The 23,355-nt window shown below is 72.4% G+C and carries 17 protein-coding genes; 8 read left to right on the top strand and 9 right to left on the bottom strand.

Annotated elements, in window-relative coordinates; translation table 11 throughout:
* Positions 1 to 147 precede the first annotated feature (147 nt).
* Positions 148 to 2,286, top strand: coding sequence for a DNA helicase RecQ (gene recQ, locus ACZ43N_RS25055; protein WP_468100499.1), 2,139 nt, complete (start codon positions 148 to 150; stop codon positions 2,284 to 2,286).
* A 93-nt stretch (positions 2,287 to 2,379) separates the two neighbouring features.
* Here recQ and fahA read toward each other — a convergent pair whose 3' ends face one another.
* Complete coding sequence (fahA, locus tag ACZ43N_RS25050) at positions 2,380 to 3,600, bottom strand: fumarylacetoacetase (protein ID WP_468100498.1); 1,221 nt, start codon at positions 3,598 to 3,600, stop codon at positions 2,380 to 2,382.
* A 192-nt stretch (positions 3,601 to 3,792) separates the two neighbouring features.
* Here fahA and ACZ43N_RS25045 point away from each other — a divergent pair, with 192 nt between their 5' ends.
* The 3 genes from ACZ43N_RS25045 to ACZ43N_RS25035 all read left to right on the top strand — a co-directional run bounded on the left by ACZ43N_RS25045 (position 3,793) and on the right by ACZ43N_RS25035 (position 7,437).
* The gene (locus ACZ43N_RS25045; protein ID WP_468100496.1) at positions 3,793 to 5,157 is read left to right on the top strand and encodes a carboxylate--amine ligase; all 1,365 of its coding nucleotides are present in this window, start codon (positions 3,793 to 3,795) and stop codon (positions 5,155 to 5,157) included.
* A 43-nt stretch (positions 5,158 to 5,200) separates the two neighbouring features.
* Positions 5,201 to 6,403 (top strand): NAD(P)-binding domain-containing protein, encoded by a 1,203-nt coding sequence (locus ACZ43N_RS25040; protein ID WP_468100494.1) that lies wholly within the window; start codon positions 5,201 to 5,203, stop codon positions 6,401 to 6,403.
* A gap of 227 nt (positions 6,404 to 6,630) precedes the next feature.
* Positions 6,631 to 7,437, top strand: coding sequence for an HAD family hydrolase (locus ACZ43N_RS25035; RefSeq protein ID WP_468100493.1), 807 nt, complete (start codon positions 6,631 to 6,633; stop codon positions 7,435 to 7,437).
* Positions 7,438 to 7,501: 64 nt separating this feature from the next.
* On the opposite strand, the gene ACZ43N_RS25030 is transcribed toward ACZ43N_RS25035, so the two are convergent.
* A complete protein-coding gene (locus ACZ43N_RS25030) occupies positions 7,502 to 8,287 on the bottom strand; it encodes a transglycosylase SLT domain-containing protein (protein WP_468100491.1) in 786 nt (261 codons plus the stop codon).
* A gap of 1,035 nt (positions 8,288 to 9,322) precedes the next feature.
* Here ACZ43N_RS25030 and ACZ43N_RS25025 point away from each other — a divergent pair.
* From ACZ43N_RS25025 to ACZ43N_RS25010, 4 genes are all read left to right on the top strand, one after another.
* Positions 9,323 to 10,333: a polyprenyl synthetase family protein gene (locus ACZ43N_RS25025; protein ID WP_468100489.1), complete on the top strand. Its 1,011-nt coding sequence runs from the start codon at positions 9,323 to 9,325 to the stop codon at positions 10,331 to 10,333.
* A 522-nt stretch (positions 10,334 to 10,855) separates the two neighbouring features.
* Positions 10,856 to 12,163: a LolA family protein gene (locus tag ACZ43N_RS25020; RefSeq protein ID WP_468100488.1), complete on the top strand. Its 1,308-nt coding sequence runs from the start codon at positions 10,856 to 10,858 to the stop codon at positions 12,161 to 12,163.
* A gap of 39 nt (positions 12,164 to 12,202) precedes the next feature.
* Positions 12,203 to 13,204 carry an ABC transporter ATP-binding protein gene (locus ACZ43N_RS25015; RefSeq protein WP_468100487.1) on the top strand — a complete coding sequence of 334 codons (1,002 nt, stop codon included), beginning with the start codon at positions 12,203 to 12,205 and terminating at the stop codon, positions 13,202 to 13,204.
* Complete coding sequence (locus tag ACZ43N_RS25010; protein WP_468100485.1) at positions 13,191 to 14,138, top strand: ABC transporter permease; 948 nt, start codon at positions 13,191 to 13,193, stop codon at positions 14,136 to 14,138. Before ACZ43N_RS25015 ends, ACZ43N_RS25010 begins: the two co-directional genes overlap by 14 nt.
* Positions 14,139 to 14,192: 54 nt before the next feature.
* Here ACZ43N_RS25010 and ACZ43N_RS25005 read toward each other — a convergent pair whose 3' ends face one another.
* From ACZ43N_RS25005 to ACZ43N_RS24975, 7 genes are all read right to left on the bottom strand, one after another.
* Positions 14,193 to 15,575 (bottom strand): amidase, encoded by a 1,383-nt coding sequence (locus ACZ43N_RS25005; RefSeq protein WP_468100484.1) that lies wholly within the window; start codon positions 15,573 to 15,575, stop codon positions 14,193 to 14,195.
* A 156-nt stretch (positions 15,576 to 15,731) separates the two neighbouring features.
* Complete coding sequence (locus ACZ43N_RS25000) at positions 15,732 to 17,036, bottom strand: tetrahydrofolate dehydrogenase/cyclohydrolase catalytic domain-containing protein (protein ID WP_468100483.1); 1,305 nt, start codon at positions 17,034 to 17,036, stop codon at positions 15,732 to 15,734.
* 7 nt (positions 17,037 to 17,043) lie between these two features.
* The gene (locus tag ACZ43N_RS24995; RefSeq protein WP_468100482.1) at positions 17,044 to 17,538 is read right to left on the bottom strand and encodes a hypothetical protein; all 495 of its coding nucleotides are present in this window, start codon (positions 17,536 to 17,538) and stop codon (positions 17,044 to 17,046) included.
* 145 nt (positions 17,539 to 17,683) lie between these two features.
* Positions 17,684 to 18,001, bottom strand: coding sequence for a DUF4913 domain-containing protein (locus tag ACZ43N_RS24990; RefSeq protein ID WP_468100697.1), 318 nt, complete (start codon positions 17,999 to 18,001; stop codon positions 17,684 to 17,686).
* A gap of 221 nt (positions 18,002 to 18,222) precedes the next feature.
* The gene (locus tag ACZ43N_RS24985) at positions 18,223 to 19,974 is read right to left on the bottom strand and encodes a type IV secretory system conjugative DNA transfer family protein (protein WP_468100480.1); all 1,752 of its coding nucleotides are present in this window, start codon (positions 19,972 to 19,974) and stop codon (positions 18,223 to 18,225) included.
* A gap of 290 nt (positions 19,975 to 20,264) precedes the next feature.
* Positions 20,265 to 21,758: an ATP/GTP-binding protein gene (locus tag ACZ43N_RS24980; RefSeq protein WP_468100479.1), complete on the bottom strand. Its 1,494-nt coding sequence runs from the start codon at positions 21,756 to 21,758 to the stop codon at positions 20,265 to 20,267.
* A complete protein-coding gene (locus ACZ43N_RS24975) occupies positions 21,755 to 23,248 on the bottom strand; it encodes an SCO6880 family protein (protein WP_468100478.1) in 1,494 nt (497 codons plus the stop codon). The genes ACZ43N_RS24980 and ACZ43N_RS24975 overlap by 4 nt, the downstream gene beginning before the upstream one ends.
* Between the last annotated feature and the right edge of the window lie 107 nt (positions 23,249 to 23,355).

Raw genomic sequence — 23,355 nt, 5'->3', positions numbered from 1 at the left:
GGAGACGGGACGTGGCGGACTCCGAAGGAGGGAGCCTGTGGATAACTCTGAGGCTGTCGGTGCGGGCGCCTATCGTGGCAGGGGCTGGAGGAACCACGAACGACGCGGGGCACGAGGCGCGGGGCACGCAGGCACGGGGGACGGACGATGATCGGGACGGGCGGGACGAGTGTGATGGCGGACGAGGGCATGACGACGGCAGCGCCGGACGACGGCGAGGCCGCCCCGACGACCCCATGGCCGGACGCGAGCGAGGGGCGGCCGACGGACAGCGAAGCGCTGGCCGTGCTCCACCGGGTCTTCGGGTACGACGCCTTCCGGGGTGAGCAGAAAGCGATCATCGACCATGTGGTGGCGGGCGGTGACGCCGTCGTCCTCATGCCGACCGGCGGCGGCAAATCGCTCTGCTACCAGATCCCGGCCCTGGTCCGCCCGGGAACGGGCATCGTGGTCTCCCCCCTGATCGCCCTGATGCAGGACCAGGTGGACGCACTGCGGGCCCTGGGTGTGCAAGCCGGGTTCATCAACTCCACGCAGGACTTCGACGAGCGGCGCGTCGTCGAGGCACAGTTCCTCGCGGGCGAACTCGACCTGCTGTACCTCGCCCCGGAGCGGCTGCGCCTCGACGCCACCCTCGATCTGCTCGCCCGCGGCAAGATCTCCGTCTTCGCGATCGACGAGGCGCACTGCGTCTCCCAGTGGGGGCACGACTTCCGGCCCGACTATCTGACCCTGTCCCTGCTGGGGCAGCGCTGGCCCGACGTACCGCGCATCGCGCTCACCGCCACCGCCACCCGCGCCACCCACCGGGAGATCACCGAGCGGCTCGCCATGCCGCAGGCCCGGCACTTCGAGGCCAGCTTCGACCGGCCCAACATCCAGTACCGGATCGTGCCCAAGGCCGACCCGAAGAAGCAGTTGCTGGCCTTCCTGCGGCAGGAGCACCCGGGTGACGCCGGCATCGTCTACTGCCTGTCCCGCAACTCCGTCGAGCGGACGGCCGAGTTCCTGAACGGCAACGGCATCACGGCGGTGCCGTACCACGCCGGGCTCGACGCGGGCATCCGCGCGGCACACCAGGCGCGGTTCCTGCGTGAGGAAGGGCTCGTGGTCGTCGCCACGATCGCCTTCGGGATGGGCATCGACAAGCCCGACGTACGGTTCGTCGCCCACCTGGACCTGCCGAAGTCGGTCGAGGGCTACTACCAGGAGACCGGTCGTGCCGGACGCGACGGGCTGCCCTCCACGGCATGGATGGCGTACGGGCTGAACGACGTCATACAGCAGCGCAAGCTCATCCAGGGCTCAGAGGGCGACGAGGCGTTCCGCCGCCGGGCCGCCGCCCACCTCGACGCCATGCTGGCGCTCTGCGAGACCGCCCAGTGCCGGCGAGGGCAGCTCCTGCGCTACTTCGGCCAGGAACCGGCCCCCGGCGGTTGCGGCAACTGCGACACCTGCCTCGTACCACCGGAGACCTGGGACGGCACCGTCGCGGCGCAGAAGGTGCTCTCCACGGTGGTGCGGCTGCAGCGGGAGCGAGGGCAGAAGTTCGGGGCCGTGCAGATCGTCGACATCCTGCTGGGGAAGCGGACCGCCAAGGTCATCCAGTTCGACCACGACCAGCTGTCCGTCTTCGGCATCGGTGCGGAGCTGTCGGAGGGCGAATGGCGCGGTGTCGTACGGCAGTTGCTCGCCCAGGGGCTGCTCGCGGTCGAGGGCGAGTACGGCACGCTGGTGCTCACCGAGGCGAGCGGGGCGGTGCTGCGGCGGGAGCGGGAGGTCGCGCTGCGCAAGGAGCCGAAGAAGCCGGTGACCTCGCGGTCGGCGTCGGGGGCGGGCTCGGGTTCCGGCGCGGGTTCGTCGGGCTCCGGGCGGGGCGAGCGGAAGGCCAAGGCCGCCGTCGCCGAACTGCCGGAGGAACTGCTGCCCGTCTTCGAGGCGTTGCGGGCGTGGCGGGCCGAGCAGGCTCGCGAACAGGGCGTCCCGGCATATGTGATCTTCCACGACGCCACCCTCCGGGAGATCGCCTCGGTCGGCCCGGCGTCCGTGGCCGAACTCGGCACCATCAGTGGCATCGGCGAGAAGAAGCTGGCGACGTACGGCGAGGGTGTCCTCGGAGTGCTCGCCTCCCTCAGCGGCGGCGCCTCCGGCGACTCGTCCGGGGGCACGCCTGCTGCCTCCGCAGCGGCGGCCGGCCCGGAGCATGACGCGGGCGCCGGGGACGCGAACAGCTCCTTCGACTGGCCGGACGACGAGCCGGGACCGGAGCACGACGACTGGGCGTAGGGGGACGGGAGAGACGTCGGCGGACGGGGGACGGCCCTCGTCCGAGGGCGGCCGGACCGTCGTGGCTCCGGCCGTCTCCTCGGGCTGCGGCTCCTACGGGGTGGTCGACGGGACGATCCTGCCCGTCACCTCGCCCAACGCGACCCGCGTGCCGTTCGGGCCGGGGGCCCAGGCCGTGAGGGTCACCTCGTCGCCGTCCTCCAGGAACGTGCGCTTGCCCGTGGGGAGGTCCAGGGGGTCTCGCCCGTTCCAGGTGAGTTCCAGGAGGGAGCCGCGTTGGTGTGCCTCGGGGCCGCTGACCGTGCCGGAGCCGTAGAGGTCGCCGGTGCGCAGCGAGGCGCCGTTGACGGTCATGTGGGCCAACTGCTGGGCGGCGGACCAGTACATGGTGGAGAAGGGGGGCTCCGAGACCACGTGGCCGTTGACGGCCACGGAGATGTGGAGGTCGTAGCCCCCGGGGTCCTCGGTGGAGTCGTCCAGGTAGGGGAGGAGGTCGTGGGTGCGGGGCGGTGGACTCACCCGGGCCTCGTCGAGGGCGTCGAGGGGCGTGATCCAGGGCGAGACGGACGTGGCGAAGGACTTGCCGAGGAAGGGGCCCAGGGGGACGTACTCCCAGGCCTGCAGGTCGCGGGCGGACCAGTCGTTGAGGAGGGTGAGGCCGAAGACGTGGTCCCGGAAACCGGAGAGACCGACCGGGTGGCCCATGCGTGAGGGGGTCCCCACGACGAAGCCGACTTCCGCTTCGATGTCGAGGCGGATCGAGGGGCCGAAGACGGGGGCCGGGTCGGCGGGGGCTTTGCGCTGGCCGCAGGGGCGTACCACGTCGGTACCGGAGACGACAACGGTGCCGGACCGGCCGTGGTAGCCGATGGGCAGGTGCTTCCAGTTGGGGGTCAGAGGGTCCGGAGAGTCGGGGCGGAAGATCTGGCCGACGTTCCGGGCGTGGTTCTCCGAGGCGTAGAAGTCGACGTAGTCGGCGACCTCGAAGGGGAGGTGAAGGGTGACGGAGTCGAGGGGGTGGAAGAAGGGGCTGATCGTCTCGCGGTGGGAGGGGACCGTCACCCAGGCCGTGAGGGCTCGGCGGACGTCCGACCAGGCGGTGCGGCCCGCGGCGAGGAGGGGGTTGAGGGTGGGGTGGGCGAGCAGGGCGGCGTACGGGGAGCCCAGGGCGTGGGCGGCCGCCGCCGCGTCGAGGACGTGGTCGCCCAGGCGGACGCCGACGGTGCGGGTGTCGGAGTCCGAGAGGGAGAAGACGCCATAGGGGAGGTTGTGCGGCCCGAAGGGGTGGCCTTCGGGGACGTCGAAGGGGGGCATGGGGTGCTGCCTCGCTCTCGTGCGTGCCGTCGTTCCGTCTGGTCGCGGCACACGTTACGGGGCGATGACGGGAACGGGGAGTGTCTAAAGAGTTCGCAATGTCCTGATAGGGGAGGGTCGGAGTAGATGATTCCGGCTTAGCGTCCTGTGGGGGCACGGACGGGGTGGGTCCGGGTCCGGTAAGGGGGACACGTGGGGGGACCCGTGGCCAGGGGTGCCGGGCGTGCGCCGATCCAGGTGGATCGGAACGTCCCGGGGCTCATCGTCAAGTTCGGTGACTATCCGCTGCACCACGGCGGTGTCGGGGCGATCCGCAGCCTCGGGCGGCTCGGCGTGCCCATGTATGCGATCACCGAGGACCGTTACACGCCGGCCGCCCTCTCGCGGTATCTGCGGCGGGCGTTCGTGTGGCCCACCACCGGGACCGAAGAGCCCCAACTGCTGGTGGACGGGCTGCTCAGGATCGGGCGGAGGATCGGGCGGCCGAGCGTTCTCGTGCCGACCGACGAAGAGGCCGCGGTGCTCATCGCCGAACACCAGGACGTGTTGGGGGCGGTGTTCCTGTTTCCGCGTGTCGACGCCAAGCTGCCCCGTCGGCTCGCCAGCAAGCAGGGGCTGCACGAGCTGTGCGTCGAGCACGGGGTCGCCAGTCCCGCCGCCGCCTTTCCGCAGTCGTACGAGGAGGTCGAGCGGTTCGCGCGACGGGCGCGCTTTCCGGTGGTGGCGAAGAACCGGGAGGCGTTCGAGCGGCGCCGGCAGCCCGCGGTCAACGGGACGACCCGGATCGGGAGCGCGGAGGCGCTGCTGCGGCTGGCCCGCGGGTGGGGCGAGCGGCCGGGGGTGATCCTCCAGGAGTATCTGCCCAGGGAGGACGCCGAGGACTGGATCGTGCACGCGTACTTCGACGCGGAGTCCACGCCGCTCGCGATGTTCACCGGGGTGAAGGTGCGCTCGTGGCCGCCGCACGCCGGGATGACGGCGAACGCGTACATAGTCGACAACCCGGAACTGGCGGACATCGCGGCACGTTTCATCAAGCAGATCGGCTTCAGCGGTGTCATCGACCTCGATCTGCGCTTCGACCGGAGGGACGGGCGGTACAAGCTGCTCGACTTCAATCCCCGGATGGGCGCGCAGTTCCGGATCTTCGAGAACGAGGCCGGGATCGATGTCGTGCGCGCCATGCATCTGGATCTGACCGGACGTCCGGTGCCGGAGGGGGAACAACTCGCCGGGCGGCGGTACATCGTGGAGAACATCGACCTGCCGGCCCTGCTCGCCTACCGGCGCAGCGGGTACACCACTCCGCACGCGCCCGCGCGAGCGAACGGTACGGAGCTGGCCTGGCTCGCGGGTGACGACCCGCTGCCGTTCCTCACGATGCTCGCGCGCTTTGTGCGGCCGGGCGCAAAGCATCTCTATCAACTGTGGCGGTCCCATCGGTCCCATCGGTCCCATCGGTCCCATGGGTCCAGTCGGTCCAACTGGTTCAGCCGGGTCCGACTGGGGGGTCGGGGCGCTCGGACAGGTCGGGGCAGCCGCTTCGGCCGGCACTAGGCAGCACACGAAGTAGGCACATCGCGTCCTGGGGAGGGACTTCGTGATTCAACCGGTAGCAGTCATCGGCGCCGGACCGTTCGGTCTGTCCACCGCCGCCCATCTGCGGGCACGCGGCATTCCCGTCCGCGTCTTCGGCGAACCCATGGTCAGCTGGCGCGACGGCATGCCCGCCGGGATGCTCCTGAAGTCGACGCCGGCCGCGTCCAGCATCGACGCGCCGCAGCGCGGCAACACCCTGCGCGACTACTGCGACGCGGCGGGCATCCGGCGGCTGGTGACGGACGAGGACATCATCCCCGTGGAGACCTTCATCTCCTACGGCGAGTGGTTCCAGCAGCGGCTCGTGCCCGAGTTGGAGCGGGTGCGCGTCGTCTCCGTGGACCGCGGCAAGGACGGCGGCTTCGAACTGAAGCTGGACTCGGGGGAGTCGTTCACCGCGCGGGCCGTCGTGGTGGCCAGCGGACTGTTCGGGCTCGCGCATGTGCCGCCCGAGCTGGCGGGTGCGGCCGGCGACGGGCCCACACCCGGCGGGCCGGTCTCCCACAGCTCCCAGCACCACGACCTCGGGAGGTTCGCCGGCAAGGAACTGATCGTCGTGGGGGCGGGGCAGTCCGCACTGGAGACGGCCGTACTGGCGGCCGAGGCGGGGGCCCGGGTACGGGTGGTCGCGCGCGGCCGGGGCGCTGTGGCGTTCGGGGCGCCGCCGTGGAAGCAGCCACGGCTGCGGCCGGAGTCGCCGTTCGGGCGGGCCTGGTCGCTCTGGGCGCTCAGCTACTACCCGCATCCGTACCGGTATCTGCCCGCCGAGGCGCGGCACTACCTGGTCCGTCGGGTGCTCGGGCCGCTCGGGGCGTGGTGGCTGCGGGAGCGGTTCGAGGGGCAGGTCGAGGTGCGGGAGGTCGACCGGGTGGTGCGCGGCGGGATCATCGACGGGGGGCCGCGGCTGGTGGTGCGGGGGCACGACGGGCGTCCGGAGGAGATGGCGGCCGATCATGTCATCGCGGCGACCGGGTACCGGGTGGACGTCGGGGCGATGGGCTTCCTCGGGCACGAGCTGCGAACGGAGCTGGAGGTGAGCCGGGGGACGCCGGTGCTGGGGGCGGGGTTCCGGTCGTCGATCCCCGGGTTGTACTTCACGGGGTTGCCCGCGGCGGCCTCGTACGGGCCGGTGATGCGGTTCGTGTGCGGGACGGAGTTCGCCTCGCCCCGGCTGGCTCGGCACCTGGCGGGGGCGCACGGGTAGAAGGGGCCTGGGGGCCGGGGGCCGGGGGCCGCCGGGGGCCGGGGGCTGCGGTGCTGCGGGTCCGCGCGTCCGCGCGTCCGCGGGTCCGCGCGTCCGCGGACCCCGGTTCCCGGCGTCCCCGAAGGTGTCGTCGGCGGCACTTCGGTGAACAGTGTTTCGGGAAAAGGGAGTTGACCTCGGCTGGTTCGGGGCGAACCGATGGGGTTGGGCATCCGTATTCTCTGATCATGGCCGCTCCCACCGCATATTCACTCATCGCCACTGACCTGGACGGAACGCTCCTGCGCAGTGACGACACGCTCTCCGACCGGTCCTTCGCCGCATTGGCGCAGGCCACGGAGGCCGGTGCTCAGCACCTCGTGGTGACGGGACGGCCGGCGCCCAGAGTGCGCCCCCTCTTCGACGACCTCGGCAGCAGGGGGCTCGCGGTGTGCGGGCAGGGCGCGCAGTTGTACGACCCCGGCGCGGACCGGTTGCTGTGGTCCGTCACCCTCGACCGGGAGCTCGCCGAGACGGCGCTCGGCAAGATCGAAGCCGAGGTGGGGCAGGTGTACGCGGCCGTGGACCAGGACGGGGTCGACGGCCTCACCCTGATCGAGCCCGGCTACCTCATGCCGCACCCCACGCTGCCCGCCCTGCGCGTACCGCGCCGGGACGACCTGTGGTGCGAGCCCATCAGCAAGGTGCTGCTGCGCCACCCGTATCTGTCCGACGACGAGTTGGCCTCGGCGGCGCGCATGGCGATCGGTTCGCTGGCGACGGTCACCATGTCGGGGCCCGGCACCGTGGAACTCCAGCCGTGCGGCATCACCAAGGCCACCGGTCTCGCCCTGGCCGCCGAGCATCTCGGCCTCACCCCGGGCGAGACCATCGCCTTCGGTGACATGCCCAACGACATCCCCATGTTCGACTGGGCCGCGCACGGGGTCGCCATGGCCAACGCCCACCCCGAACTCAAGGCCGTGGCCGACGAGGTGACCCTCTCGAACGAGGACGACGGGATCGCGGTGGTGCTGGAGAGGCTGTTCGCCTGAGCGCCTGTTCCCCCCGGGTCGGTGACCCGGGGGGAACAGGCAAGGGGCGAGGGCCCCGGCGGGCTCAGTACGCGCCGAAGACGTTGTCGATCGAGCCGTACCGCGCGGCGGCGTAGTTGCACGCCGCCACGATGTTCGCGACCGGGTCGAACGGGTCGTTCGCGGTGCCGGGGACGTGGTACGCCGCGAAGGTCGGGTCGATGACCTGGAGCAGACCCTTCGACGGAGTGCCCGCGGCGGCGTTGGAGTCCCAGTTGTTGATGGCCTGGGGGTTGCCCGAGGACTCCCGCATGATGTTGCGGTAGATGCCGTCGTACGAGCCGGGGATCCCGTTGCGCGCCATGATGTCCAGCGCCTCCCGGATCCAGCCGTCGAGGTTGTTCGGGTACGTCGTGGCGGACACCGGTGTGGCCTGGGCCACCGTGCCGGCCGTCTTGCTCGTGGACGCCGGCTTCTTCGTCGTACCGGTCGTCTTCGCGGCGCCGGTCTTCTTCGTCGCCCGCATCTTCAGCTTCAGGCCCGGGTGGATCAGCCCGGGGTTGTCGCCGACGGCCCTGCGGTTGTCCTTGTAGAGCCGCTGCCAGCCGCCGCGCACACCGCACTTCCGTGCGATCGAGGAGAGCGTGTCACCCGAGGCCACGGTGTAGGTGACGGACCTGGGCAGGACGACGGTCGGCGCGGACCGCGGGGCCGACTGCACGGAGGCGGCGGCCTGGGTCGGCTGGGCGGCGCTCGCGGTGCCGACCGCGGTGAGCGGCAGCACGAGGGCGGCCCCGCCCGTGCCGGCGGCGACGATGCCGCGAGTAAGGGGGTTGGTTCTGGGACGGCGATGCTTGCCTCGTCCGGGCATGGCGGATTCCTCTCCGTCGCCTGCGAGGTGAGCTGTCGGGTTCGGGCGGGAGGTGCCCGGCCATGCTCGGCCGCCCGGCGTGCGCTGTGCGTGCGGCGCGCGCCGGTGTTCCGTGCGTGGCTTCACCCCGAGCCGGTCCGGTGGGGAAGGCCGGACCGGCGGCTTACCTGGGTCCCCCGCTCCTGCCGTGCGTGGTCGAGTGGTCGGGTGGGGAGTCCGGGCGGCGGCAGGATTCGGCGGTCCGTCCGGACGGGGTGTGAACGTATGCGAGAGCACACGACGGGAACAAGCCCCGAATCCGCATATGGGTGTAGTTGACCTTGAGTTTGCCCGAAATGCGCGCCCGGTTTGTGTGCTGTGCGGGATTCAACTTGCCTACTGCAAAGGGAAACCGGGTCAGGCGTGAGGGGGTGTCGTATTCGGTGTGCGTGACTCAACTCACGGGAGAAGTCGGGTGAAGTGGGAGTAACGCGCAAAACGGTCAACTCGGGTTGCCTGAAAGGGTGGTTTGGGGTGATGTGCGGAAGTGGTCCGAGAGTGGTGCACAGGGGTGGATTTCGGTCAATCGTGGACCCCTCGGGTGGCTCGGGCGGCTCGGAGGGCTTGGACGGCTTGGGCAGCTTGAAGGGCTTGGGTGGCTTGAAGGGCTTGGGTGGCTTGAAGGGCTTGGGTGACTCGGAGGGTTTGGGTGGCCTGGGCGGCTCGGAGGGTTTGGGCGGCCTGGGCGGCTCGAGTGGTCCTCTCGGTCGCGCGGATGTCCGGGCGGGGGCGGGGTCCGTGTCTGGGCAGGGTGCGTCCCGTATGCCGTACGGGCACCATGGGATATACGGGCATATCCGCTGATCAGGAATATTTCGGACGTCGATCCGTGTTGTCCGGGTCGAACCCGTGGGCGCTCGTGGTGATCGAAAGGTGACCGGATACGCTGACTCGGGTGATGGCAGCGACAGATCGACAAACTGTGTCATCGACCGTGAGACCGACCTAGACCGACCGTGTGATCGTCAGCAGACGTCAGCAGACAGGAGAACCCTCGTGACCGTCGTCGAGCCGTTCGGGCTGAGCGCGCGGGACCAGGCTCTCGAAGCCGATGTCCAGGCCGGATTGGCTGCCGTCGAAGAGGGTTTGCTCGAGGCAACCAAGAGCGAGGTCCCCTTCATCCAGGAGGCCGCCCAGCATCTGCTGCGCGCGGGCGGGAAGCGGTTCCGTCCGCTGCTCGTGATGCTCGCGGCCCAGTTCGGCGACCCGTACGCGCCCGGGGTCGTCCCGTCGGCCGTGGTCGTCGAGCTGACGCATCTCGCCACGCTGTACCACGACGACGTCATGGACGAGGCCGAGGTCCGCCGGGGCGTGCCCAGCGCCAACGCGCGCTGGGGGAACTCCCTGGCCGTCCTGACCGGCGACTTCCTCTTCGCCCGGGCCTCCCACGTCCTCGCCGACCTCGGCCCCGACGCCGTCCGCATCCAGGCCGAGGCCTTCGAGCGGCTCGTCACCGGGCAGATCCTGGAGACCGCGGGGCCGCGCGACGGCCGGGACCCCATCGATCACTACCTCGACGTGCTGGGCGGCAAGACCGGGTCGCTGGTCGCCGTCGCCGGACGGCTCGGCGCGCTGATGGCCGGCGCCGACGAGACCGTGGTCGACATCCTCACCCAGTACGGGGAGCGCCTCGGGGTCGCCTTCCAGCTCGCCGACGACGTCCTCGACATCGCCTCCGACTCGCACGAGTCCGGCAAGACCCCCGGTACCGATCTCCGCGAGGGCGTGCCCACCATGCCGGTGCTGCGGCTCCGCGAGCGGGCGGGACGGCTCGGCGAGCCCGACGACATCGCCCTCTGCGAGCTGCTCGACTCCGACCTCACCGACGACGCGCGCCACGCCGAGGCACTGGCCCGGCTCCGGGTGCACCCCGCGCTGGAACAGGCTCGCCGGGACACCGTGCGGTACGCGGAGGAGGCGCGTGCGGTACTGGCACCCCTGCCGCAGTGCGGCGCCAAGGAGGCGCTGGTCGAGCTGTGCGACGCGGTGGTGCACCGGGCCGGCTAGGGGGTGTTGTGAAAGTCCCGCACAGCACCCGCGGCGCCCGGCACGCACCCTCGCCGCACCGGCCAAAGACCCACGTAGCGCCGCTACGAGGGCCTTCGTCCGGCACGCCGAGGCCACGCACCGGACACCGCGGGCACCGCACTGGACTTTCACCACACCCCCTGGGCGCCCGCCGCCGGTGTGACCCTTCTGGGGGCTGAGCCCCCAGACCCTCCTCGCCGCCCTCCGGCGTTCAGCCTTCGGACTTCGCCCTCCGGCGTTCAGCCTCCGGACTTCGCCCTCCGGCCCCGGACGCCGGACGGGCCGGACCCCGACCCCTACGGGTTCCCCCGGGCACCGTCAGCCCATGTCATCCCGAAGCACTCCGCCATGTCATCCCGTAGCAGTACGCGGAGTTGCGCCCCGAGTCTGACGATTCCCCTCGGCCGATTTGGTCAGATGGGTATCACCACTCCTCACCGATTCGGGTGAGAATGGCGGCTCTAAGTGGATGCCGCCGCCGACGACGGAGGTAAGGCACACATGGCACCGTACGAATCCGACGACAGCGCCCGCGCCGGTGACGCGGCCGTGCTCGCGGCCGAGGCCGAGGAGACGCGTTCGGCGCGACGCCGCAAGGCCGCGCGGTACGTCGTTCCGGTCACCGTGCTGGGCGTGGCGGCCGCGACCATCGGGCTCGTCCCGGCCTTCGCCGGCTCCGGCGACCCCGATCTGCCGAAGATCAGCGCGCAGGAACTCATCGAGAAGATCGCCGCCTCGGACGTACAGCGGGTGTCCGGCACGGTGAAGATCACCACGGATCTGGGACTGCCCGACCTGGGCGGTCTCGCCGACAGCCTGGGGGCCCAGGGCGACTCCGGCAGCGGCGGCTCCTCCGCCGACCCGTCCTCGAAACTGCTCGAACTCGCCTCCGGCACCCACACGTTGCGGATCGCCGCCGACGGCCCCGACAAGCAGAAGCTGTCCCTGCTGGACGATGCCGCGGAGTACAGCCTCATCCACAACGGCGACGACGTGTGGGCGTACGACAGCGCCTCGAACGAGGTGTACCACGCGACCGGCGCCGGCGAGGAGGGCAAGGGCGGCAAGCACGACAAGGGCCGCGAGGACGTTCCCGAGGATGTGCCCGCCACGCCTCAGAAGCTGGCCGAGGAGGCCCTGAAGGCCGTCGACGACACCACGTCCGTGACCGTCGACGGGACGGCTCAGGTCGCCGGGCGGGACGCGTACAAGCTGGTGATCGCGCCCAAGCAGTCCGGTTCGACGATCGGCGCGATCTCGATCGCCGTCGACGCTAAGACGGGGCTGCCCCTGAAGTTCACGCTGACCCCGGCGAGCGGCGGCTCCGCCGTCGTGGACGCCGGCTTCACTCAGGTCGACTTCGGCAAGCCGAGCGCCTCCACCTTCGACTTCACCCCGCCGAAGGGCGCGAAGGTCACCGACGCCGACGAGATGGAGGAGTCCGACCACCACGGCAACGAGGTCGACGGGTTCGGCAGGGGCACGGCCCGCGAGGAGGCCGGCGCGGCCGAGGAGGAGTTCGCGAGCGGACTCGACGGACTGAAGACCATCGGCAAGGGCTGGAGCACCATCGCCGAGTTCGACAGCGGGGCCGAGGGCGGCATGCCCACCGGCGGCTCCGAGTCGTCCGGTGACAGCCGCGTCGACGGATTCCTGAACTCCCTCGGTGACCAGGTCAAGGGCGACTTCGGCTCCGGTACGGTCTTCAAGACCCGCCTGATCAACGTCCTGTTCACCGACGACGGCAAGGTGTACGCGGGCGCCGTCACCAAGGACGCGCTGGTGAAGGCGGCCGACGCGGCCAAGTAGGCCCGTACGCCGTACGCCCGTGCGCGAATGAGGGAGCCCATGCAGGAACTGCCCGCCGCGGACCCGGCCCCGCACCCGGACTCGGCCATGGGCGGCAGCACGGACGCCGGTACGGCGGTGATCGCCACCCGCGCGCTCACCAAGCGCTACCGCGGCGGGCAGCTCGCCGTGGACGGCCTCGACCTGACCGTCCCGGCGGGCAGCGTCTTCGGCTTCCTCGGCCCCAACGGCTCGGGCAAGACCACCACGATCCGCATGCTCATGGGCCTGATCGAGCCGACCTCGGGCACCGCCGAGGTCCTCGGCAGGCCCATGCCGCGTGCCGCCCGGACCGTCCTGCCGCAGGTCGGCGCCCTCATCGAGGGGCCCGCGCTGTACGGGTTCCTCTCCGGCCGCGACAACCTGCTCCGGTACGACGCCGCCGACCCGACCGCCGACCCCCGCACCCGGCGCGCCCGCGTCGGGGCCGCACTGGACCGGGTCGGACTCACGGCCGCCGCCGGCAAGAAGTCCAAGGCCTACTCGCTGGGCATGAAACAGCGGCTGGGCCTCGCCGCGGCGCTGCTGAGACCGCGCCGCCTCCTCGTCCTCGACGAGCCGACCAACGGGCTCGACCCGCAGGGCATGCGGGAGATCCGCGCCCTGGTACGCGAGTTGGCGTCCGACGGCACCACCGTCTTCCTCTCCTCACACCTGCTCGACGAGATCGAGCAGGTGTGCACCCATGCCGCCGTCATGGCCCAGGGACGGCTGATCACCCAGGGCCCGGTCGCCGAACTGGCCGCGGGGGCACGGGGACGGCTCGTCGTCACCACGCCCGACGCGGCGGACGCCGCCCGGGTGCTCAAGGAGCAGGGGGTCGGTGACGTCGTGACGACGGAGGACCGGGTGACCGGGGAACCACCGGACCGCGACCTCGCCGAGCTGAACGCGGCGCTGGTCACCGCAGGCGTCCGCGTACGTGGCTTCGGCCTCGAACGCGCCTCCCTGGAGGACGCGTTCGTGGCGCTGACAGGGGAGGGCTTCGATGTCGCGGGCTGAGAACACGGTCACCACTCCCGCCGCGGCCCCCTCGGCAGCAGCAGCAGCTGCTGCGGCGGCGGGCAGGGCACCGAGCCCCCTGTGGACGTTCGGGCTGTACCGCAGTGAGCTGACCACCACTTTCCGGCGGTGGCGGACACTCGCGCTGCTCGCCGTACTCGCGGCCGTTCCGGTTCTCGTCGGGATCGCCGTGAGGATCGAGACCGGCGACGGGTCGTCGATCGGCGGCGGTCCGGGCGGTGGTGGCGGGGGCGGCGGCGAGGGCCCGGCGTTCATCGCGCAGATCACCAACAACGGGCTGTTCCTGGTGTTCACGGCGCTGGCCGCGACGCTCCCCTTCTTCCTGCCGATGGCGGTCGGCGTCGTCGCGGGGGACGCGATCGCCGGCGAGGCGGGGGCGGGCACCCTGCGCTATCTGCTCGTCGTGCCGGCCGGCCGCACCCGGCTGCTGCTCACCAAGTACGCCACGACGATGACGTTCTGCCTGGTCGCGACCCTGGTCGTGGCGGCCTCCGCGCTGGCCGTGGGGGCGCTGTTGTTCCCGCTCGGCGAGGTGACGACGATCTCCGGGACCCGCATCAGCTTCGGCGAGGGGCTCTTCCGGGCGCTGCTGATCGCGCTGGCGGTGGCCGCGTCGTTGATCGGGATCGCCGCGCTGGGGCTCTTCGTCTCGACCCTCACCAACAGCGGCATCGCCGCGATGGCGACCACGGTCGGGCTGCTCATCACCGTCCAGATCCTCGACCAGATCCCGCAGCTCGACGTCCTCCACCCGTACCTGTTCTCCCACTACTGGCTGTCCTTCGCCGACCTCATGCGCGAGCCGGTCTACTGGGACGAACTCCAACGCAACCTCGGCCTCCAGGCCTTGTACGCGGCGGTGTTCGGCTCGGCGGCCTGGGCGAGGTTCACGACCCGGGACATCACGACGTAGCGGCTGCGCCGGGGCGCCGGGTGAGGTGTGGGCGGGACGGCCCAGGGGGCCCGGTCAGGCGCGGACGGCTTCGGCGGCACCCGCCACGCGCAGCAGCAGCTCCTCCTCACCGTGCCGGGCCACCAGCTGCAGGCCGACCGGGCAGCCGTCGGAGGCGAAGCCCGCCGGAAGGCTCAGGGCAGGGTGACCGCTGAGGTTGAACGCCCAGGTGAGGGCCGTGGAGTAACGGTCACCGGGGCCTTCGTGGCCGTGCGGGACGTTGGGGGTGGCCGGGGTCAGGAGCAGATCGGCGCCGGTGAAGAGCGCGGCGAGCCGGCGGTCGTTCTCGGCGCGGAGCGCTCGGGCGGCGGTGCGCTCGGCCGGGGTGTCCGGGGTGGACGTGCCGCGCAGGGCCAGCCAGGCCGGGGCCGGGTCCTCCAGGTGTACGGGCTGGTCGGGCCGTACGAGGTGGAGGCGGCCGGCGTCCGCGAGGCGGAGCGCGGCGGCGTGGGCGATCGCGGCGGGGCCGGGGTCGGTGTCGGCGAAGCCGAGGTCGGCCGACCAGACGGCGGTGACCGGGAACGGGGCGTCAGCGCCGAGCGGGCCGTCGCCACGGCCACCGGCGCGGGACCGCGGCCCTTCCACCGGCTCGGCTGGCCCGACCTCCGCACCCCGCACACAGCGCCAGTACGCCGCCGCGTCCGCCGCGTACCGGGTGAGGACGCCGGGCGCCGCCAGCCCCGTGCGGTCGGCGGACGGCAGATGCCCGTTCGTGGTCTTCAGGCCGACGACACCGCACCACGCGGCCGGGATGCGCACGGACCCGGCGCCGTCGGTCCCGGTGGCCATCGGCACCAGGCCGGCGGCCACCGCCGCCGCGGAACCGGCCGAGGAGCCGCCCGGTGTCCGGTCGGGCCGCCAGGGGTTGACGGTCCGGCCGCCGGCGCCGAGGCCCCACGTCTGCCACGGGGTGCCGCGACCGGGCACGGAGGTCGCCCCGACGGGGACGCAGCCCGCCGCGACCAGCGCCCGCGCCGGTGCCGCGCGCAGCCCCGACCGGCCCTTCACCCCGATCGGCACGCCGGCCAGCGGCAGCGGTTCACCGGCCGCCACCCGCTCGTCCACCTCGGCCGCCCGCCGCAGCGCGTCCTCGGCCCACACCTCCACGAAGGCGTGCAGCGTGGGCTCCGCCGCCTCGATCCGGGCGAGACACTCCCCGACGACATCGACGGCCCGCGCCTCACCCGCCCGCACGGCGGCGGCGATCCGCCCGGCCGAGGGGAGCGGGAAGCCGCCGGGCGGGAGCGGGCCGAAGGGTGGGGCATCGCAGGACAGGGCGTGGCGGGGCGAGGAGTGCGGGGGCGTCGCGTCGCGGGGCGCTGAGTCCGGCGACGGGACAGGGGGCCGGGAGGAGGGGGAGGGCGTCGAGTCACGGGGCGGGGAGGTGTGCGGCTGCATGACGTGCTCGGGCTCCTACGGCGGCGGGGTGCACGGTGTGGTGCGGGGGCGGCGGGGCCGCGCCCCGCGGGGCGCGCGTGATGCGGGCTGGTGCGCTGCTCAGCGAGCGAGCGGCCTGCGCTCGGTGGTCGAGGCCGGCCGCTCGCCGCTCGGCGGTCAGCGGCCCGGACCTCCGGGCGCCGGTGGCTTCGGTGGGACGGGCAGTTGGGCGCGGGCCGGTCCGGACGGCCCGGCGGTCGGATTGACCGTACCGGGGCCGACACCCCCGTGCCCGGCCCCGGTACGGAGTCTGGCGGCCTGCGCGATCGGATTGGCGGACGCCTGGGGTCCGGAAACCTGCGGCCCCGCCGCTTGCCCCCCGGATGTCTGCTGCCCCGACACCTGAGGGCCGGATCCTTGCCGGCCAGGCGTCTGCTGCCCTGCCACCGGCCCACCGGGCGTGGACCGGCCAGGCGTCTGCTGCCCCGACGTCGGCTCGCCCACCGCCCGCTCGCCCACCGCCCGCTCGCCCCCCTGCAGGCTCGGCGCGGGCTGGGCCGCCGTCACCGTGGCGCGCGGTGCTTCCTGAGGACCCTGAGTGAGCTGCTCCTTCGTGAGGTACGGGCGGGGCTCCACCTTCCAGGTGGGCGCCTCGGGGTCGACCTCGCGGCGGACGACGCGTTCCATGAGCGTGGCCATCTCGACCGGACCGATGCCACCAGGCACCGGCGTGAGGTGCTGCGGGATGTCGTACGCCGCCCGCTGGACGTCACCCTTCACGCTGCCGTCCGCCTGAGGTACGAACCCGGAGTCGACGACGAGCCGGTGGTGGGGGCGGAGGTGGTCGGGGCCGAGGATGCCGGGGTTGCCGGTGACGGAGACGACGATGTCGGCGTCGCGCACCCGCCGCAGGTCGTCACCGGCGTCGAGTTCCATCAGCCGGTGCCCCTGCTCGCGCAGCGTGGTGACGACGCCCTGCCCGACGAACCCCTTGCTGCCGACCACCGCGATCACCGGGTCGTCCTTGGCGAACGGCTCCACCACCCGGCAGATGCCCTCGGCCGTGGCACACGCGTTGTAGGGCGAGCGGCCCTTGGTGAGCGCGTCGATGTCCTTCGCCGGGTCCATCCGCTGCACCAGCGGCTGAAGATGGGCCGGCGGCGGGAACTGCACGATGATCGCGCGGGTCTGCGGATCCTGGTTGGCCCGCTCCAGCACCTCCGCGAACTGCGCACGCGTGGTGCCCGGCGGCATCACCACATGGTCCGCCTGGAAGCCGAGGTGCTCGAAGCTCTTCACCTTCTGCTCGGCGGAGACCTTCGACGCCTCCAGCTTGATCTTCCAGTCCGGCGGATCGTTCTCCGCCGGCTGGAACCGGATGATCGCCACCCGCTGCCCTGTCGGGGCCACGGCGTCCCGGTAGGGCGCGTACAACTCCTTCGCCTGGCGCAGGACGTCCCGCCCCGACACGTGCTCGGTCATCGCAGGCTCACCCCCGGGTCGCTTCGTGGTCGATACGGGCGAGCACCCGGTCGACCGGTTCGAGTTCACGGCCGAGGAGCTCCTCGACGTCCCGGACGGTGAACGTCCGGTCGCCCGCCAGGTCGTCGACGTGGCCGGTCGGGCCCGCCGTCAGCAGGATCTGGGTGAAGGACTCCGGCCCGGTCGGGTCGTGGTAGGAGAACGCGCCGAAGTGGGCGATCCAGAAGACCTCGACCGGCTCGGTGCCGAACTCCCGCCGCAGCGCGGGCAGCACGGCGTCCGCGACGCTGCCGAAGTCGTCGGTGATGCCCCGGTCGTCGGGGTTGCTCGCCAGCTCGGACACGACCGCGACGACCCGCCCCGTGGCGGTGGAGTGGACGGCACGCACCAGCGTGTGCGCCCGCCCGGCCCGCCGGTGGCGCCAGTCGACGACGTCCTCGAAGTACCGGAGGGTCGGGTTGGTGGGCTTGCTGGGGTCGGTCGGGTGGGTGGGAGTGCTCATGGTGTTTCTCCTGTCGGCCGCGCGACGGCGGCCGTCGGTGTGTCCGGGAACCCGCGTACGGCAGTGGCCGGGACCGCGTTCCCGCTGCCGGTCGCGCGATGATCCACCGCGCACCGGTCCAGGGTATTGAGGCCGGTGGTGCCGTTCAGGGGCCCGTCCCGTACGGTTCGGCGGCCGGCGGCTGCTTCGCCCGGTGACTGCCCGCCTTGCAGCCCGCGAACGGGCCCGCGGGGGAGCGGAGTTCGGCGAGCACGGGGCCCAGGTGGTCCCGGTGCCAAACGGCCGGGCCGGACAGGCCCGCCGACGGGTCGGTGAGCTCCTGCCAGGCCAGCCACAGGCCGTGCAGCCGGGCCACCGCCTCCAGATGCTCCCACCAGCGCGGACACCAGGGCTGCTGCGAGCTGACCTCACGGCCGTACACGGGGAGCAGCAGATCACTGACCCAGACGGCCAGGCTCCGCATCTCCTCCGCGTACGCGGCACCGTCGAGGTAGAGGATGAACGGCGGTGCGGCGGCGTGCGGTTGCTCGAAACCCCGCTGGTCGAGGTCGTGCGGCTCGGTGCCGTACTGTGCCGTGCCGGGCGGCTCGACGCCGTACGGTTCGCCGCCGGGTGGCTCCGTGCCGGACTGGTCCAGTGCGGTGGTCATTGGGGTGCTCCCTTCGGTGGGGTCTTCGCCTGCGCTCATCGCACGACGCTCTCCGTCGCGCGGGCCGTGATGGCCTTGACCTCGGCCTGGGCGGCCAGGGCGATACGGTCGGCGCCCGGCTCGGCGTACCAGGGGCGCAGCCGGACGAGGGCGGGCTTCACACCGGTGGCGAGAAGCAGGGCGGTGCCCTTGGGGAGGGCGCGGATGCGGTCGGCGGGCAGAATGCGTTCCAGGCGATACGACGTGGAGCGGGACCTGCCGTCCTTGCTGCGGGAGTAGCTCACCGTCGACACGTCGTGCTCGCCGACCAGTCGGGAGACCTTCTCCACGAAGTCCGCGTCGTCGAGGCCCGCACCGAGCAGCTTGATGGTGGCGGCGCCCCACAGCGCGTCCATCCCCGCGTCGCCCCACACGCGGGTGCCCTGCCGGTAACTCTGCAGCAGTGTCACGACGTTGATGCCGCGCGAGCCGAAGTGCGAGTACAGGTCCGGCAGGTCGGAGATGCGGCAGACGTTCGCGGCCTCGTCCAGCACGGCCGTCATCGGCGGGTCGAGGCGGCCGCCCATCCGCTCGGCGGCGACGACACCCGCGCGCAGCACGGAGTCCGCGCACGCGGCGATCACACCGGCCGCCGAGCCGCCGCCGTCCTTGGAGAGCAGGTAGAGCGTGTCCGAGGACAGGACGTGCCGTTCGGGCAGGAACTGCGGCAGTTCCGGGTCCGGGCTCACCCAGGCCGCGATCGCCGGATCGAGCAGGCAGGCCACGCACTGGCGGGCCGTCTCGTAGATGCCGTCCCGGGTCTCCACCGCGCCCTGGACGGTGCCCTGGAGCTGGTCGGCGAGGGCCGCCATGCCCGCGTCCCGGAGCAGGTCGACCGGCGTACGGTCGGCCGGGTCCGCCAGCCAGGCCAGCACCTCCCCGACCTGGCGCCCGCCGCGGTTCGCCGCGTGGAACAGGGCCGTGAGGGTGTTCTGGGCCGCCGAGATCCAGAAGTCCCGCTTGGAGGCGTCGTCGTTGACCGCGCCGACGAAGTGCCCGGCCAGCCGGCGGGCGCCCTCGATCGTCGCGGCGTCGGCGAGCATGTCCCACCACAGGCCGCGCGGGGTGTGGGCGATGCCCTGCGGGTCGAAGGTCCACACCGTGCCGACGCGTTCGCGTTCGGCGCGGGTGACGCTGTAGACGTCCGCCTTGTTGGAGGTCAGCAGGACACTGCCGCGGGCGCGCAGCACGCGCGGGACGGCGATGCCGGTGGACTTGCCCGCCCGCGGTGCCATCAGGTCCAGTTCCACGTCCTCGTAGCTGCTGCGCAGCTCGGGGCCGCCGGGTTCCAGGTTGCCGAGGAGGTTGCCCGTGTCGTCCGGGTCGAGGCGGCCCGACTTCGGCAGGGACGGGCGGAGCTGGCGGGCTCGGGCGGCGGCACCCTTCGGCAGGAGACCGGCGAGCTCCCTGCGGCCGGCCAGACCGGAGGGCTTCGCTCCCCGGCGGCGGATCAGCACGACGGGGGTGACGAGGAGGGCGACGGCCGCGCCGAACACGGTGCCGATGCCGGCGGTGATCGCGCCGGTGGACGCCGTCGGCCAGACGGTGGCCGAGCCCTCCTTCACGAGGGTGGACATCGTGTCCAGGGTGAAGGGGGGCGGGTCCCAGCCGTTGCCGGTGAGAGCGGCGCCCAGGGTGCCGCCGAGCCAGGCGGCGAAGAAGAGGGTGCCGGCGAGGAGGGCGACGCCGGGGACGACCCATGGGATGAGGTCGTCGGCGGTGCTGTGCGGCTTCTTGCGTGTACTCATGTCCTGGTTCCCCCGTCAGTCGGTTGATGTGGCTTTCCTCGCCCCCGCCGCGCCTTCGACCCCGGTCGGGCGCGGCAGGGGGGTGGGGCCGTGGGGTGCGTGGGCGGGTGGTTCGTGGTTTCTCGCGCAGTTCCCCGCGCCCCTGAAGGCTTGGGCCTGCGGCCCGGCCTTCATCCCCGTGGCGCCGTTGAAAAGCACGGGGCGCAGCCCCGGTCGCCTTTCAGGGGCGCGGGGAACTGCGCGAGAAACCACGACGCACCCGCACCCGCCGACGAACCCGAACCCCCGAGCTATGAGGCGCCCTTGGACAACGTCGGCCGGTTCCACCGCGTGTTCGTGTTGTGCAGCTCCCGCTCCGTGTCCGTGATCGACACCTTGATCGGGATGCCCGGGCGCCCGCCCACCTTGATGAGGAAGCGGCCGCGTCCCGGTGGTTCCTCGTTGCCGCCGGTGCTGGCCCAGCCCGGCGGGGAGGACCAGGACGAGACAAGTTCGATCTCGCGTTCGGAAAGGCCGACGATCTCGCCGAGTTCCCTCATCTCCGTACGCGGGAGTCCCGCGCAGACCACCATCCCGGCCCGCTCGACGAAGCCGCGCGCCTTTGCCCGGTCGGCCTCGCTGCCGAGCGCCTCCGCGTCCTTCAGCGTGTGGGTGATCTTGGCGTCGCCCAGACCGAGGGAACGGTTCAGACGGGTCAGCGCGTCGATGCGTTCGACGATGCCGGAGGCGGCCCGCAGGGGGCGCCACAGCTCGTCGAGGACCGTGAAGAACCAGCGCTGGGGGGCGAGGCCCGCGTCGGCGAGGGCGTGGGCCGCCGCCACCGTGCCGAGCCCGTCCGACCAGGCCGCCAGCATCGCCGCCGCCGTGAGCTGCGTGTCCGCCTCACCGATCCGGGAGATGTCCACGCAGACGGCGGGCGACGCCGGGTCGATACGGGTCGACGTCTCGGAGGCGAACGTGTCGCCGAGCGGCCCGTCCAGCACGCCCAGCAGCGAACGGTGCAGCGGGTCGACGGCCTCCTGGTAGCGCGCCTCGTTGCCCCGGTCCAGGGTCACCGCGCGGACCCGGTCCGGGCCCTCGTCGAGGACCTTCAGCAGATCGGGCAGCAGCGGCGCCCGCCCCTTCTTGGTCCGCTCCGTCAGATGGTGCAGGCACGCCGACAGCACCGACTGCTCGTGGTCGTCCATCGGGCGGCCCCGCACGATCGTGATGAGCGCCGCGACCATGTTCAGCACCCGGCCGTGCGCCTCGGCCGCGAGGATCCGGCCGCGTTCGCCGCCGATGCGGGCCGCCGCCTCGCCCATCGCGCCGGGGTCGAGGACGTTGATGCCGCCGACGCCGCGCCCGATGGAGATCACCTGGCCGCCGAGCGCCCGCACCGTGTCGGCGTAGTCCGGCTTGAGGTCGCCCAGCACCAGCGGCGTCACCCCGGTGGCCGACATGCCGATCAGCATGCGGTTGACCAGCGTGGACTTGCCGAGGCCCGGCATGCCGAGCATGAACAGCGACGGGTTGGAGATGTACCGGGCGCGGGTGAACCAGGAGATGGGGTCCCCGCACACCGTGGCGCCCGTCTGGAGGTGCTGCCCGAGCGGCACCCCCGTCATGGGCGCGCCGGAGCCCGCCGCGAAGGGCCACAGGCCGCACGCCTGGACCGTGGTCGCCCGCCACAGCGCGGGCGGGTCGACATGCCCGACCTGCCCGCCGCCGGGGCCGGGCCAGCCGCGCGGGGGCGCCGTCTGGGGTCGTGCGGGACGAGTGGCGGACGTGCTGGACCTGGTCACAGCGCCTCCCGGATCTGGTACGGAACGAGGGTGTGCTCCCACGGCAGCAGGCCGACGGGGAGCGTGCAGGTGAACGCCGAGGCCTGCATACGGTCGGCGGGACGCATCAGGATGCGCGAGGACGCCTGGAGGTTGCGGACGGTGATCGCCGCGTCCGGGAGCTGCGCCTCGTCGTCGACGGTGACCGTCACCATCAGCGAGAACTCCACGAGCCCGGCGCCCGCCGCCTCCTCGGCCGCGGTCTGCTCGGCCGCCTGCATCTCGGAGCTGGCCCGCGCCTGGACGAGACCGCGCTTGGAGCCCGCCATGAAGTGCGCGGCACGACGGTCGGACTCCACGATCCGTGCCGAGGTCGCCGGGTCGATCGGGCGGTAGATCAGCGACACCCGCTTGCGGCGCGTCCCCGCCGCGGGTTCGAGCAGCCCCCGCAGCACGCTGGAGCGGACGGTGCCGCGCGGCGCCAGCGTCAGCATCCAGGTGCGCGAGACACCCGAGTCGTGCTTGTACGACTGCACCGACTCCACCGCCGCCGCCGGACCCGCGTCCTCCCACTCCAGCCCGGTGGTGGACTGCTCGGCGCGGGCGCTGAGCACATCGGGGGCGACGGCCGGGTCGTACGCCACCCGGACGACCTCCGAGAGCCGCTCCGCGGACAGCGGGTACGCGGAGCCGCCGCCGGCCGCGACCAGGCCCGACAGCAGGCCGGGCAGCCGCATGGACAGATCGGTGATGACGTCCTCGACGCTCCGCTTGGGCCCGCCGGAGGGGCCGTAGGTCAGGGCGATGTACGTGTGCATCTCGGAGGACGCGGACGGATAGCGGGCGACGACCTCCTCCATCACCGCGCGGGCGGCGGCCGGCGCGTCCGGCGAGATCCGCGGCAGGACCTCGGCGGCCAGCCGCGTCCCGGTGTCGGGCGCCGTCTCGACGACGACCTGGGCGCCGCGCAGACCCGGCTCGTGCGACAGCCGGGACAACCAGTCGCCCCAGGACGCCACCCAGATGTCGACCTGCTCGGGGTCGACCAGCGAACCGCCGTCCGGCTCGCACGCCAGCACCACGGTGTAGAGGTTGCGGCCGGGGTGGTGGAGCACGCCGAAGGAGCGGTTGTAGGCGTCCCGGCCCTCGTGCATCCTTGTCCGGGCGAGCAGGCCGGGCGGGTGGTAGCGGCCGCCCGTACGGCGGGAGAGCGGACCGGAGACGTACGTGTGCGAGCCGTTCGCCTTGCGCCTGAACCAACCGATACGCACCGCGACCACCTGATAGACGTTGCGGCCGTCGACCGTGCGCAGCGCGAGCGGTGCGAGGAAGAGGCCGACGGGGATGAGGACGGCGATCGCCGCCGTCAGCGAGACGAGTGAGGCGAGCAGCGCGACGAGGAGTCCGCCGAAGGCGACCACGGTGCCGAGGAGGCCCAACGGGCCGAGGCCGGGGCGGCGGGGCCGGCGCCAGTTTCCGTAGGTGGGACGCGTGAGGGCGTCGGTGGACATGGGGAATCCTTCTTCCGGCGGAGTTCGCTGGGTTTTCGAGTGCCTACGAGCTCGGGTGGTGATGGTGAATCGGGCGGCTGGGGGTCCGTCGTGGCTCGTCGCGCGGT

The organism is Streptomyces sp. NPDC030814 (assembly GCF_055572155.1).
Note: the sequence above shows the minus strand (reverse complement) of the source record. Positions and strands in the feature narration are given on the sequence as shown.